13 protein-coding genes are annotated in these 12924 nt (G+C 64.4%); 8 read left to right on the top strand and 5 right to left on the bottom strand.

Translation table 11 applies throughout. From position 1 onward, the window contains the following. From AB0366_RS25350 to AB0366_RS25340, 3 genes are all read right to left on the bottom strand, one after another. On the bottom strand, positions 1–630 hold a 630-nt coding region (locus AB0366_RS25350; protein WP_366246428.1), incomplete at its 3' end, for a class I SAM-dependent methyltransferase. Positions 631–633: 3 nt separating this feature from the next. Continuing rightward, positions 634–1065, bottom strand: a complete 432-nt coding sequence (locus AB0366_RS25345; protein WP_366246427.1) for a DUF5313 family protein — start codon at positions 1063–1065, stop codon at positions 634–636. Continuing rightward, entirely contained in the window at positions 1062–1307 is a 246-nt protein-coding gene (locus AB0366_RS25340) for a DUF2892 domain-containing protein (protein ID WP_042926020.1), read from the bottom strand. The genes AB0366_RS25345 and AB0366_RS25340 overlap by 4 nt, the downstream gene beginning before the upstream one ends. 134 nt (positions 1308–1441) lie before the next feature. Here AB0366_RS25340 and AB0366_RS25335 point away from each other — a divergent pair, with 134 nt between their 5' ends. Continuing rightward, positions 1442–3622, top strand: a complete 2181-nt coding sequence (locus tag AB0366_RS25335; protein ID WP_366246426.1) for an MMPL family transporter — start codon at positions 1442–1444, stop codon at positions 3620–3622. A gap of 115 nt (positions 3623–3737) precedes the next feature. Beyond that, positions 3738–4001: a metal-sensitive transcriptional regulator gene (locus AB0366_RS25330; RefSeq protein WP_042925979.1), complete on the top strand. Its 264-nt coding sequence runs from the start codon at positions 3738–3740 to the stop codon at positions 3999–4001. Positions 4002–4094: 93 nt separating this feature from the next. Here AB0366_RS25330 and AB0366_RS25325 read toward each other — a convergent pair whose 3' ends face one another. Continuing rightward, entirely contained in the window at positions 4095–4631 is a 537-nt protein-coding gene (locus AB0366_RS25325; protein WP_042925977.1) for a hypothetical protein, read from the bottom strand. Further along, positions 4628–5833: an FAD/NAD(P)-binding oxidoreductase gene (locus tag AB0366_RS25320; protein ID WP_054186660.1), complete on the bottom strand. Its 1206-nt coding sequence runs from the start codon at positions 5831–5833 to the stop codon at positions 4628–4630. Before AB0366_RS25320 ends, AB0366_RS25325 begins: the two co-directional genes overlap by 4 nt. A 578-nt stretch (positions 5834–6411) precedes the next feature. On the opposite strand from AB0366_RS25320, the gene AB0366_RS25315 reads away from it, so the two are divergent. The 6 genes from AB0366_RS25315 to AB0366_RS25290 all read left to right on the top strand — a co-directional run bounded on the left by AB0366_RS25315 (position 6412) and on the right by AB0366_RS25290 (position 12657). After that, positions 6412–7806 carry an MBL fold metallo-hydrolase gene (locus AB0366_RS25315; protein WP_366246425.1) on the top strand — a complete coding sequence of 465 codons (1395 nt, stop codon included), beginning with the start codon at positions 6412–6414 and terminating at the stop codon, positions 7804–7806. A 469-nt stretch (positions 7807–8275) separates the two neighbouring features. Continuing rightward, positions 8276–9064 (top strand): GntR family transcriptional regulator, encoded by a 789-nt coding sequence (locus AB0366_RS25310; RefSeq protein ID WP_366246424.1) that lies wholly within the window; start codon positions 8276–8278, stop codon positions 9062–9064. A 28-nt stretch (positions 9065–9092) separates the two neighbouring features. Then, a complete protein-coding gene (locus tag AB0366_RS25305; protein WP_042925975.1) occupies positions 9093–9431 on the top strand; it encodes a rhodanese-like domain-containing protein in 339 nt (112 codons plus the stop codon). Between the two features lies 1 nt (position 9432). Beyond that, positions 9433–10275, top strand: a complete 843-nt coding sequence (locus tag AB0366_RS25300) for a sulfite exporter TauE/SafE family protein (RefSeq protein WP_366246422.1) — start codon at positions 9433–9435, stop codon at positions 10273–10275. An 82-nt stretch (positions 10276–10357) separates the two neighbouring features. Then, positions 10358–12130, top strand: a complete 1773-nt coding sequence (gene ctaD / locus AB0366_RS25295) for a cytochrome c oxidase subunit I (RefSeq protein WP_366246421.1) — start codon at positions 10358–10360, stop codon at positions 12128–12130. Further along, entirely contained in the window at positions 12127–12657 is a 531-nt protein-coding gene (locus tag AB0366_RS25290; RefSeq protein ID WP_366246420.1) for a hypothetical protein, read from the top strand. The genes ctaD and AB0366_RS25290 overlap by 4 nt, the downstream gene beginning before the upstream one ends. Positions 12658–12924 lie beyond the last annotated feature (267 nt).

The following is a 12924-nucleotide window of genomic DNA, read 5'->3' as shown; positions in this document are numbered from 1 at the left end:
CACCTTTCGGGCGTGAAGACGCTCGACGAGACCGAGAGTGAACCGGTCGATGTCCTCGATGGAGAAGCTCTCGTCACCGGTGATCGCGAGCGAGGGCCGGCGCAGAAAGTGCTCGCCACCGATCGGGATGCTCACCAGTTCCAGGGCGCGTTGGATCCATCGAACCGGCCGGATCGACGAGGCGACGTGATCGGCGAGGAGCAACGTTCCACCTGGACGCAGCACTCGCGACATTTCCGCGAGCGCGATGTCCGTGGAGGGGATGGCGCAGAGCGAGAACGTGCACACCACGGTGTCGAAGGATGCATCGGGGAAGTCGAGAGCGTGAGCGTCCCCGAGAGCTAGGCGAGCGTCGGGTCTGACGCCGGCGGCCCGAGTGTGGGCCTGCGCGAGCATGTCCGGGCTCAGCTCGATTCCGGTCAACGACGTCCCTGCCGGGTAGTGCTCGAGATTGAGTCCAGTTCCCACTGCGACCTCGAGAACCTGGCCTCGGGCGCGACTGCAGATCCAGGACCTGGTGTCGCGGAAGAGGACTCGGTCGAGAAAGGTCATGTGCTTGTCGTAACCGGCCGCTTGCTTGTCCCAGAATCGCTGCCACCGGGCGAGACGGTGCATTGGATCGACGACCATCGCTCAGTGCTCCCGGCCGGGAGCGATGGGTGCCGCGGCGGTGCGTGAGGCTCCGGACTCGGGGTGCGCCGCGAGATAACGCTTCTTGACCAGTTCCGATTCCTGCGCTTTGCGGGGGTTCGTCAGATCGCGCGGCAGCATGTGCCGCACGAGGCGGCGTTGCCGATTCTCTTCCATGTACGAGGCGGTGAAGAACACCGAGAGCAGGACCGCGAGAAGCACCATGGCACCACGCAACCACAGCTCACCCGGAAAGAACATGAACACTGCGTAGATGGGAAGAAACGGAACCTGGCCGCGAATGAGGTGCCGAACGACGGCGTGATCACCCGTCAGATCGTGGGCCACCCAGTCCGTCATGGTCGAGGGAAGAGTACGACCGAAGGCGTAGCCGACCCACTGCCACGGCGTAGGGCGGGTCCTGTCGCGGTTCACCGGGCCGGGGTCATTGTGCTCTGGCGCATCCCCAGTCGCCGCATTGCCAAGCTGGCCGGGCACCATCCGACTGCGGAATACAGCAGCAGATTGCCACCGACGAATGCTGTCAGGGCATGCCAGCGGCGGTTGTGAAGGGAACCGGCGGCGAGGCTGGCGAGGATCATGGTGCCCGCCAGTGCGGGGACTGCGCGTTCGATACTCGGTCCGCCGGGGCCGGTGAGGGTGTCGGTGCATGACATGAGTTCGGTCCTCGATTCTGTGAGTGTGGTGCGGCACCACATGTATACCCCAGGGGGTAGGTGTCAACATTCAGCATACCCCCTGGGGTACCATGCTAGGGTTCCTTCATCTTCCCGACCAGTAAGGACATGATGTGAGTTCTACGGACGTTCGAACCGACGAGAGTTCTGCAGACAGCTCGCCGCCAGGGATCACCGGCGGGCCGCTGGCGCGCTTCGGTGCGCGCATGGCCGGCAATTTCAAGTGGGTGGTGACGGCGTGGCTCGTGGTCATCATCGGATTGGGAGCATTTGCCCCGTCGGTGTTCGGCTCTCTCGCCGGTGCCGGCTGGCAATCCAACGGATCGGAGTCGGTCCAGGTTCGCGAACTCGCACAGGAGCACTTCGGCGGCAACTCTTCTGCCGCGATACAGGTGGTCGTGCACTCGGACACCGAGCAGGTGACCGATCCTGCTGTCGCGGCTGTCATTTCCGAGGTCACCGACATTCTGGCCGCTGACTCGCGGATTTCCGAGGTGATCCCCCCGCAACCGGGGATGTCGATCAGCCCGGACGGGCACACCGGAATCCTCATCGGTGGAGCGAACGGGACCACCGACGAGATGGTGAAGGCCGTCGACGATCTCAAAGGCGAGTTGACCGCGGCCTCCACGGACTCGATCGAGGTCTACCCGACCGGAGCATCGGCGCTGTGGAGCGACTTCAACAAGGCCAACCACGACGCCATGATCAAGGCCGAAATCATCTCCTGGCCGGTCACATTGGCGATCATGGTGCTCGCATTCGGATCCCTCGTCGCGGCAGGTCTGCCCCTGCTGTTGACGCTGGCCGGTCTGGTCGCATCCGCGGGTGGCTTGGTTCTGCTGAACGAACTCACGCCGATCTCGGTGTGGGCCATGAACTTTGCGATGATGTTCGCGCTGGCGCTCGGTATCGACTACGCGCTCTTCCTCGTCGTGCGATTCCGGGATGCGCTCCGAAAGACCATCGACGCCGGACGGATCGACCCGCAGCGTGCAGTGGCCGAAACCATGGACACGGCAGGCAAAGCCGTCCTGCTGTCCGGACTGACAGTGCTGATCAGTTTGTCTGCCGTACTCCTGGTACCTGCACCTGCTGTGCGCACGATGGCGGTGGGCATCATGCTCGCGGTGGTCTTCGTGCTCGCTGCCACACTCACCCTGCTTCCCGCAGTTCTGGGCAAGCTCGGACCGAAGGTCAATGCCGGGTCCCTCCCGTACGCGAAGCGACAGGTGCATCGCTCGCCGAAATTCGCGTCCTGGGGTCAGCTGCTGCACAAGCATCCGTGGCCGTTCGCCATCGGTTCGCTGTTGATTCTGGTGGCGCTGTCGATTCCGGCACTCGGTCTCAAGGTCGCCATGCCGTCCATTTCGGTTGTGCCCGAGGACGCTCCGGTCCGCCAGGGCTACGAACTGGTGCAGGCACAGATGGGTGAAGGTGCACCAGGCATGCTGCAGATCATCGCCCCCACATCGGAGGCGGAGCAGACCGCGCAGATCGCAGCGAGCGTCGACGGCGTATCGATGGTGACGCCGCCGATGCCCGCCATGGATGGATCCGACTTCGTCATGCTGCAGGCCATCCCGAACGTGGACCCGTCGGACCCCGCACTCGAGACCACACTCGACGCCTTGCGCGCCGAGCTGCCCGAGGGAGCGATCGTCGGCGGTGCACCCGCGGAGAACCTGGACCTGCAGACCGCGTTGAACGAGTATCTGCCGATCGTGGTGTCGGTGATCCTCGTACTCGGATTCCTGCTGCTGCTGATCGCGCTCCAGGCACCGCTGATCGCCCTGCTCGGCACCGTGGTCAGCCTGCTGTCCACCGGAGCGGCCTTCGGTGTGGCCAAGCTGATCTTCCAAGACGGTCACGGCTCGTCGCTGCTCGGATTCACCCCGCAGGGCTTCCTGAACGGCTGGGGCCCGGTGTTCTTCTTCGCGATGATCTTCGCAATCGCGATGGACTACACGGTGTTTCTGCTGTCGAGCGTCAAGGAACACTACGAGAACACCGGTGATCCACACGGTTCTCAGGTCGACGGAATGGCGCACTCGGGACGGGTTATCTTCGCGGCGGCCGCGGTGATGATCGCGGTGTTCTTCTCGTTCGCGCTCGCCGAACCACTGCCACCGAAGGAGATGGGCATCATTCTGGGTGTCGCCGTATTGCTGGACGCCATTCTCATCCGCTTGGTTCTGCTGCCGGTTCTCCTGCGCCTGACGGGCCACGCCGCATGGTGGTCACCCACGTGGCTACGAGCAGTACTGCCCAAGATCGGCTTCTCGCACAGCTGAGTGTCACCGATCTCGAGCAACACAGTGGTGGCCGAGGCCGTCCGGCTTCGGCCACCACGACCACCCTTACCCCTAGGGGTAAACTGGAGTTTCATCGAACGAAGGACTGAACGACATGACCGGTGACACCGAAAGCATCGCATTGGTATTGAACCGTTTGCGGCGTGCGCAGGGTCAGCTCGCAGGAGTGATCTCGATGATCGAGAGCGGCCGGGACTGCAAGGACGTCGTCACCCAACTGGCCGCGGTATCGAAGGCTCTAGACCGGGCAGGCTTCAAGATCGTCGCCACCGGACTCCGTGAGTGCATCACCGGAGCGGAAACAGGGGAGAAGATGACCGAGGCCGAGCTCGAGAAGCTCTTTCTCGCCCTCGCCTGACAACGGTCCGATCACCCCCGCATCGATGCACGGGGGTGATCGGAGCGAGGCAGGGTAGCCGGTTCGAGGTGGGGTGATCGGGCCCGCGACGTGTCAGCCCCTGTGCGCTGGACCGGGCTGCTCGTCCGGGCGGGTGAACACCACACGTGCCCAGAGAACAGTGGAGAGCAACGCGGCCACCGCACCCAGATACAGGCCTGTCGATGGGCCTGCGAACGTCTGCGTCGGTGCCAGTGACTGACGCGCCCAGATCGCAAGCACACCGAAGACTGTGGTGACGCCATTGCCCGCCAAAGCCAGAGCGGCCCAACGAAACCGCCGAACCAGACGCGCGATCGAGGCCACCGCAGCGGTGAACGTGACGCTGAATGCGGTGAACAGCGTCGCCAAAACCCCGGCTGATTCCGCGTCGGCGTGTGCGGTGCGTAGAAGAACGTCGTATCCATGTGCGCCGCCGGTGTGCGGAAGCACCACTCCGAGCACGGCCGCCGACACCAGAACGAGCAGATACGGCGTGATCCGGGTGACCACGACCTCCGGTATCACGCGGCGTTCTATGGCCTCGAACACCGACCGGTAGTGGCTCAGGTCGCCCTCGCGGTCGTAACTGTGCGGCGGTCGACCGTTCACGCTCGGCCGGTGAGAATGGCATTCCAATACAACGCCGGCAGTCCGCGTCTCTTGAGGAACCACATGTCGCGGCGTTCGCGGGTGGTGTCGATCAGCGGTATCGAGGGGGCCGGCTGCATGGTGTAGTCGAACTCGGCCAGAAGCATCGTCTTGCGAGAGGTGGTCAAGGGGCAGGAGGCGTACCCGCCGTACTGTGCGGTCAGTGGACGGCCGGCGATGCTCGCCTGCAGGTTCTCGGCGACCACGGGTGCTTGCTTGCGGATGGCGGCACCGGTCTTGGAGTTCGGTGACGATCCGGCGTCACCGAGGGCGAAGACGTTGTCGAATCGACTGTGCCGCAGTGTGTTCTTGTCGATCTGGACGTATCCGGCTGGATTCTCGGGGTCCGCTATGGGGCTGGCCTTGATCCAGTCCGGTGCGGATTGGCGCGGTACGACGTGGAGCAGGTCGTAGGGTAGCTCGTCGGTGGTACCTGCGCTGTTATCAGTGATCGTCACCGATCGGCCGTCCGGGTCGACGGCGGTGACTTCGCTGTTCTTGCGCACCTCGATGCCGTAGCGCGCCACGACTCGTTCGAGCTCCTCGGCGAACACCGGTACCCCGAACATTCCGGGTGTGGGTAGGACGAGGACAACTCGGATGGCGTCGAGCACGCCCTGCTCTCGCCAGTAGTCGGCCGCGAGGTACGCGATCTTCTGCGGGGCACCCGCGCATTTGATGGGGCCGGACGGCATCGTGAACACTGCGGTGCCCGACCGCATCTTCTGAATCATCTGCCACGTCTTGGGTGCGAGATCGTAGCGGTAGTTGCTCGAGACCTGCGGGGTGTCGATCGATTCGGCCATACCGGGCACGGAGTCCCAGTCGAGCTGGATGCCGGGGCACACCACCAGGTGGTCGTAATGGATCGTAGTTCCCGAGGAGGTGCTGACCGTCTGGGCATCCGGGTCGACCCCCTCGGCGCGATCCTTGATCCAGCCGACGCCCTGGGGCATCACCGACGCCTCGCTACGCGCACTTTCCGCGGCCGGGGCGCGGCCTCCACCGACGAGCGTCCACAAAGGTTGGTAGTAGTGGGTCTCTGCCGGCTCGATGATGCCGATGTCGGTCATTCCTGCTCGCCGCAGACGTGCCGCGAGCGAAATACCGGCGTTGCCTCCGCCGATGATCGCGACTTTGTGGTCGATGGTGTGCGCGGACATGTGGTCCTCCTGTTCGAGACACGAGCTCGGTGAGCTGTCTCGATTTCGGTTGGTGCCGGGGTGGTTCAGCTCGACGTCGGTGTGGGCGCGAGCCGTGTGGTCACGACATTGGTGGTCATTGAGGCCAGGTGCACTGCATCCACAGCAGTCGTGCTGGAAGGTCATTCCGGCGTTCGAGCAGGTGGTGCAAGGACACGTGCCGAGGTGTACGGACGCCCTCTCCCTTGATTGATCGTACGGATGTACGTACATTATGGATGAGGCTAGTCGCCGATTCCGACAAACGCCACACTCGGGACGAATCAAATTTCCTCGTCCGCACCGAGTCGGCGAGTGCCGGACGGCCGAGGAGGACGTGATGGTCGGCAACCGCTGCGGTGTCGCTGTGAGTCGTTGCGCCTCGCTGGATCGGTCGGTTGCGATGCCCTTGGTCGCCCAGTGGAATGCCGCCCATTCCTCCTCCACCTTGTGAGATCGGGACCGTGCCTCGTCGCACAGGACCTCCTGAAAATACCCCACGGGGTACCATGAATTTTGACGCCCCTACGAACGCCACCACGATCGACAAGGAGATTTGAATGCTTCTCGAACGCATCTACGACGAAGACCTCGCCCAAGCCGGATACTTCATCGGCTGCCAGGCCAAGGGGGAGGCAGTGGTGGTCGACGCCCGCCGCGACATCGGTGTGTACCTGGACCTGGCCGCTCGGCATGGCATGACCATCACCGCCGTGACCGAGACCCACATCCATGCCGACTACCTGTCCGGCACTCGCGAGCTTGCGAAGGCCACCGGGGCGGTCACCTACGTCTCAGGAGAGGGCGGCGACGACTGGCAGTACGGCTTCGAGGCCGAACGCCTCCACGATGGCGACACGCTGGCTCTGGGCAACATCACCGTGCAAGCCGTTCACACGCCCGGTCATACCCCGGAGCACCTCTCGTTCCTGGTGACCGACGGTGCCTTCGCCGATGCTCCGGGATACATGTTGACGGGCGACTTCGTCTTTGCCGGCGATCTCGGCCGACCGGACCTACTCGACGAAGCTGCAGACGGTGTCGACACCCGTTTCGAGGGTGCCAAACAGATCTTCCGCAGTCTGAAGCGATCATTTGTCACGCAGCCGGATCATATCCAGGTCTTTCCGGGTCACGGTTCGGGCAGTGCCTGCGGAAAAGCTCTCGGTGCGCTCCCGTCGACCAGCGTCGGCTACGAACGTCGCTTCGCTTGGTGGGCCGGGTATGTCGAGCGCGACGACGAGCAGGGCTTCGTCGATGAGATGCTCGACGGCCAACCGGATGCACACGCCTACTTCGGCCGGATGAAGCGTCAGAACAAGCAGGGCCCGGTCGTTCTCGGGCCACTCTCTCCGCTGCACGAGTACGACTCCACCGAATTGGCACGCGCTCTCGATTCCGACGAGGTCGTCCTCCTCGACACCCGCAGCCACGATGAGGTGCACGCCGGCGCTGTCCGCGGAGCGCTCAACATCCCCGGCCTCGGCAAGGCAGCCTCGTTCGGTGCCTGGGTCTACGACCCCGAGCGAGAGGACACTCCACTGGTGGTGCTCGCCGAGGACCGCACTGTCGCCGACGAGCTCCGTGATCACCTGCTGCGGGTCGGCATCGATACGGTGACCGGGTACGTCACAAGTCTACGAGGCCTCCCCGTGACGACGCCCGAGACGATCGGTGCGGACGAGCTGGATTCGTTCGACTCGGCAATGGTGCTGGACGTGCGCAACAAAACCGAACACGCCGACGGCCACATACCTGGCTCCGAACAGCTCAGCGGCGGCCGATTGCTGTGGAACCTCGACGGACTGCCCACGGGCGGTCCGATCGTGACCTATTGCCAGAGTGGCGTCCGTAACGCGGTCGCAGCCAGCGCTCTGCGCCGCGCCGGCTACCGAGTTGTCGAACTCGAGGGCAGTTACGCCGCCTGGGCCGAGCGCAAGCTCGAAACAGTCTGATCGAACACGCCCGAATCGGGGGCGGTCGTGCTGTCCGCCGCCGGTTCGCGGTCCTGTGCTCGCCCTGTCGGCTCGTTGCCACCTGCGGTAGAGCAGACCCCTGGGCGACACTCCCGGTCCGGTACCGACTGGCCTGATCCGGGACCGACTGAGAAACGAAGGATGCCGCTCTCTACGCGGACGGATTCGCCAGGTTCGGCGCGATCTCCACCAGGAGCTCGTTTGTGCTCGCCGAGAACTTTCTCGATGCGAGGGTCGTTTCGTTGCGTGTCGACGACGCCGACGGATGGTCCGTCGTGGACGGGGGAGCTGCGGCACCCGAGGTTCTCGGTGAAGATCGCTTCGACGCGTACAGAGCATCACACCCGTCCGTACGGATGTACGTACATTTGTTGTACAGTGGCCTCGAGGGGCCAGCAGCCGGCGGCTCGAATTCGGATTCCGACACAGATCGACAGGAGGGCCTCTGATGGTTGAACCCGATCGCAGTGCCGTGCTCGACCGCTCGAGTGCGATGCCGCTGTGGGCGCAACTGCATGCCGATCTGGTCCGCCGAATCGGTGACGACGAATTCGCCGGCTCCGAGTTCCCGGGCGAGCATGCGTTGACGACGAGCTACGGCGTCAGCCGTCACACCACCCGCGAGGCCCTGCGGCACCTGCGGAACGAAGGAATCCTGATTGCAGAGCGTGGCCGGCCTTCTCGACTGGCCGGTCCGCCGGTGATCGAGCAGCCACTCGGTGCGCTCTACAGTCTCTTCGCTGCCGTGGAAGCCACGGGTGTTGCTCAGCACAGCGTGGTGCGTGCACTCGAACTACGCACCGACCCCGCGGTCGCTGCCACTCTGCAGGTAGGTCCCAAGGCTCCACTGCTCTACCTGGAGCGCATCCGTATGGCAGGGACGACGCCGTTGGCGCTCGACTATGCCTGGTTGCCGGGAGATCTGGCACACGACCTCCTGGACGCAGACTTCACTCACACGGCTCTGTACATCGAGCTCGAGAAACGCTGCGGCATCCGCCTCACCGGTGGCCGCGAAGACGTCACCGCCATCGTCCCGACCGCCGAGGACGCAGCACTGCTCGACATCGACGAGCAGACGGCCGCGCTGTCGATCCGCCGCTTGGGTTGCATGAATTCCCGGCCGGTGGAGTTGCGGCACACAGTGATTCGAGGAGATCGGTTCACCGTCTCGGCCACGTTCTCACCGAGCGACGGCTATCGCTTCGTGCCGGCCACGCCGCTGCACGCCCTGTAAGCACCCACGGATCCAAGGAGCGTTCTTCATGACTGGAGCACCACCGGAAGCCGATCCGGCCGCCGCACACGCACTGATCGCCGAATCGGGAGCCATCCTGATCGATGTCCGCGAGGACGACGAATGGGCAGCCGGCCACGCCCCGGACGCCGTCCATGTACGCCTCGGCGATCTCGATCCTGCTGCCTACCCTCCTGAGCAGAAATTGGTCGTGGTGTGCCGCTCGGGCGCTCGGTCGAGCACAGCTGTCGCGGCCCTCACCGATGCCGGTCGCGCAGCGCACAATCTGTCGGGCGGAATGAAAGCATGGCACGAAGACGGCCGACCTGTGGTCCGTGATGACGGCACCCCCGGCGCAGTGATCTGACATGGTCGCCACCCTCGCGATCGCAGTTGCCGCAGGGATTCTCATCGGGCTCTCCCTCGGCGCACTCGGTGGTGGGGGATCGATACTGACTGTTCCTGCCCTGGTGTATCTCCTGGCGGTCGAACCTCAATCGGCAACGAGCGCCTCGCTGATCATCGTCGGAATCACCTCGATCATCGCGGCCATCAGCCATGCGCGAGCACGGCACGTCCGGTGGCGGGCAGCGGCAGTGTTCGGAATCCTGGGCTCGGTCACCGCCTTCGGCGGATCGATCCTCAACCGATCGGTCGACCCGCAGATCTTGCTGCTCGCGTTCGCGGCACTGATGATCGTCGCAGCCGGTGCGATGCTGCGCCGCACCCGGCGCGGACACGATGCCGACCTACCGACACCGAACCCGGCCGAGACCGCGGGATCGCGCCCGAGCGCCGTCGCGGTCGCCACGAAGCCCGCAAAAGTGAAGATCACCACTTCGCAGGTAGTCAAGCTGGTCGCCTCCGCGCTCGTCGTCGGCTTCCTCACCGGGTTTCTGGGAGTGGGCGGCGGATTCCTCATCGTCCCTGCCCTGGTTCTGGCACTGGGCTATTCGATGCCCGTCGCGGTCGGAACGTCACTGGTGATCATCTCGATCACCAGCGCGGGGGCCTTCACCGAACGCCTCGGCACGGGTGCCGCCATCCCGTGGGAGATCGTCGTACCGTTCACCCTCGCGGCAATTGCAGGCTCGTTCGCAGGAAAAGCCATCAGCGACAGGGTCTCTGCCACCACGCTCACCCGTAGCTTCGCAGCCCTGTTACTCGTCGTGGCCGTCTACGTCACTGTCCAGGCCTCCATAGCCCTGTAACGCACATCGTTGTGCATCACAGAGCTCACTTCTGCGCATGCAAATGCGGGCGCATCCCACACCTAGATCGAGGAAATCGTCGATGACCGCACTGATTCCCCGCCCTGAGGCGGCCAGGCCATATCCGATGCGTCACGAGCCGAAGGGCTCGACGCTGTTCCAGCTGGTGACCACCACCGATCACAAGACGATCGGGAAGATGTATCTGGTCACCTCGTTCGGGTTGTTCCTCATCGGCGGGTTGATGGCGCTGCTGATGCGTACCGAACTCGCGGTGCCGGGATTGCAGTTCCTCTCCAACGAGCAGTACAACCAGTTGTTCACCATGCACGGCACGATCATGCTGTTGCTCTACGCCGTCCCGGTCGCGTACGGATTCGCCAATTACATTCTGCCGCTACAGATCGGGGCACCCGACGTAGCGTTCCCGCGCCTCAACGCGTTCGCGTACTGGCTGTATGTCTTCGGGTCGCTGATCGTGCTCGCCGGGTTCATCACCCCGGGAGGTGCCGCGGACTTCGGATGGACCGCCTACACGCCGCTGACGAGCGCATTGCATTCCCCCGGCGTCGGTGCCGACCTGTGGGTACTGGGCCTGATCCTGTCCGGCTTGGGCACGATCTTGGGTGCGGTCAACTTCATCACCACCGTGGTGTGCCTGCGCGCACCCGGCATGACGATGTTCCGGATGCCGGTCTTCACCTGGAACATGCTCGTGACCTCGGTGCTGGTACTGCTGGCGTTCCCGACCTTCGCGGCCGCGTTGGCCGGGCTGGCTTTCGATCGACACTTCGGTGGTCACGTGTTCGACCCGGCGACCGGGGGAGCGGTGCTCTGGCAGCACCTGTTCTGGTTCTTCGGCCATCCCGAGGTCTACATCGTCGCGCTCCCGTTCTTCGGCATCGTCTCCGAAATTTTCCCGGTCTTCAGCCGCAAACCCATCTTCGGCTACAAGGGCCTGATCTTCGCCACCCTCGGCATCGCAGCGCTCTCGATCACGGTGTGGGCGCACCACATGTACGCCACCGGAGCTGTGCTGCTGCCGTTCTTTTCGTTCATGTCCTTCCTCATCGCCGTGCCGACCGGGGTGAAGTTGTTCAACTGGATCGGCACCATGTGGCGAGGACAGGTCACCCTGGAAACCCCGATGCTGTTCAGCATCGGGTTTCTGATCACGTTCCTGTTCGGCGGACTGACCGGTGTGCTGCTGGCCAGCCCCCCGATCGATTTCCACGTCACCGACACCTACTTCGTGGTGGCGCACTTCCACTACGTGCTGTTCGGGACCATTGTCTTCGCCACCTACGCCGGGGTGTACTTCTGGTTTCCCAAGATCACCGGACGCATGCTCGACGAACGCCTCGGCAAGTGGCACTTCTGGACGACGTTCGTCGGCTTCCACATGACGTTCCTGGTTCAGCACTGGCTCGGCAACGAAGGGATGCCGCGCCGCTACGCCGACTACCTGCCCTCCGACGGATTCACCACCTTGAACCTGATTTCCTCGATCGGAGCGTTCATCCTCGGACTGTCCACGCTGCCGTTCGTGTGGAACGTGTTCAAGTCCTACCGATACGGCGAGGTCGCCACCGTCGACGATCCCTGGGGCTACGGCAATTCCCTCGAATGGGCCACCACCTGCCCACCGCCCCGCCACAATTTCACCGAAATACCCCGGATCCGCTCCGAGCGGCCGGCGTTCGAGCTGCACTACCCTCACATGGTCGAACGCATGCGCACCGAAGCCCACGTCGGGCTGACGGGCCGCACCGCCGACGTGCGGGCCCCCTCCGAAATCATCGCCGACGGCGTCGAAGAGGGCACCGCCAGCGGGACCTCAGAGGACAGACGGTGACGGGCACGCGGAGACTGCGCTCGACAGGTGCCGCTGTCCTGGTACCGGGGCGGGTGTCGTACGCGATCGCGGTCGCCATGGGGTTCTATGTGCTCGCGCTGATCCTGGTGTTCACATTCCTCGTCCCTCGACTCTCACCCGGGTCAGCGACCGCTGTCACCGCTGCCGTGGTGGCCGGCTTCGCGGTGCTGCTGATGGCGGCGATGATGTTCGCAGCCCGCACGCCGCTGCATCCCGCATCGGTGTCTCCGGTCCGCAACACGGCGGCGGACCGAGAGGACGACATCGTCGAAGGGTGGGCGGTGGTCCTGGAATCCGACGTCGATTCACGGCGGGTGGAACTGGAAGTGACGGTGCCCGGGGCCGGAACGTACCGGTGCGATGTGCGTGCAGAACGGTCGATCGTCCGCGCACTGGTGACCGGTGCCACCATCTCGGTGTGGGTCGACCCGCAGCACCGTCGGTCGTTGACCTTGGTCGGGGTCGGTCCGAGCATCGACGATGCGTCCGGGAACGGGCGTTGCTGATCGAGCAACCTCGCCCGCACCCCGCGCGGCGGCGAAAGCCACTCCAGGGTCGCAGACGTCGATCACGACCACCCTCCGTTGCCCGCCGGACGGCTGGCCGCGCCGGTGACCGACGTGAGTGTGCCTGCGCGACATCGATTCTCCCGCGACGAAGCCCCAGCTTGCCGGCGATGGCACGTGTGGTCGTGGTGTTGCACCTGATCGGGTGGGGACTGTTCGTTCACTACGATGCGGACCTGCGCATGCACGGTCCGACCGGTCGACGCC

It is taken from the genome of Rhodococcus sp. NPDC076796 (genome assembly GCF_040702765.1).
Taxonomy (GTDB): Bacteria; Actinomycetota; Actinomycetes; order Mycobacteriales; family Mycobacteriaceae; genus Rhodococcoides.
The sequence above is the reverse complement of the archived record's forward strand: the minus strand, read 5'-3'. Positions and strand labels throughout refer to the sequence as shown.

Bases quoted from the DNA above. Each gene is read 5' to 3' on its own strand.
- AB0366_RS25300 (WP_366246422.1), top strand. From the start codon at position 9,433: ATGGTCGCCACCCTCGCGATCGCAGTTGCCGCAGGGATTCTCATCGGG.
- ctaD (WP_366246421.1), top strand. From the start codon at position 10,358: ATGACCGCACTGATTCCCCGCCCTGAGGCGGCCAGGCCATATCCGATG.
- AB0366_RS25320 (WP_054186660.1), bottom strand. From the start codon at position 5,833: ATGTCCGCGCACACCATCGACCACAAAGTCGCGATCATCGGCGGAGGC.
- AB0366_RS25330 (WP_042925979.1), top strand. From the start codon at position 3,738: ATGACCGGTGACACCGAAAGCATCGCATTGGTATTGAACCGTTTGCGG.
- AB0366_RS25340 (WP_042926020.1), bottom strand. From the start codon at position 1,307: ATGTCATGCACCGACACCCTCACCGGCCCCGGCGGACCGAGTATCGAA.
- AB0366_RS25305 (WP_042925975.1), top strand. From the start codon at position 9,093: ATGACTGGAGCACCACCGGAAGCCGATCCGGCCGCCGCACACGCACTG.
- AB0366_RS25310 (WP_366246424.1), top strand. From the start codon at position 8,276: ATGGTTGAACCCGATCGCAGTGCCGTGCTCGACCGCTCGAGTGCGATG.
- AB0366_RS25315 (WP_366246425.1), top strand. From the start codon at position 6,412: ATGCTTCTCGAACGCATCTACGACGAAGACCTCGCCCAAGCCGGATAC.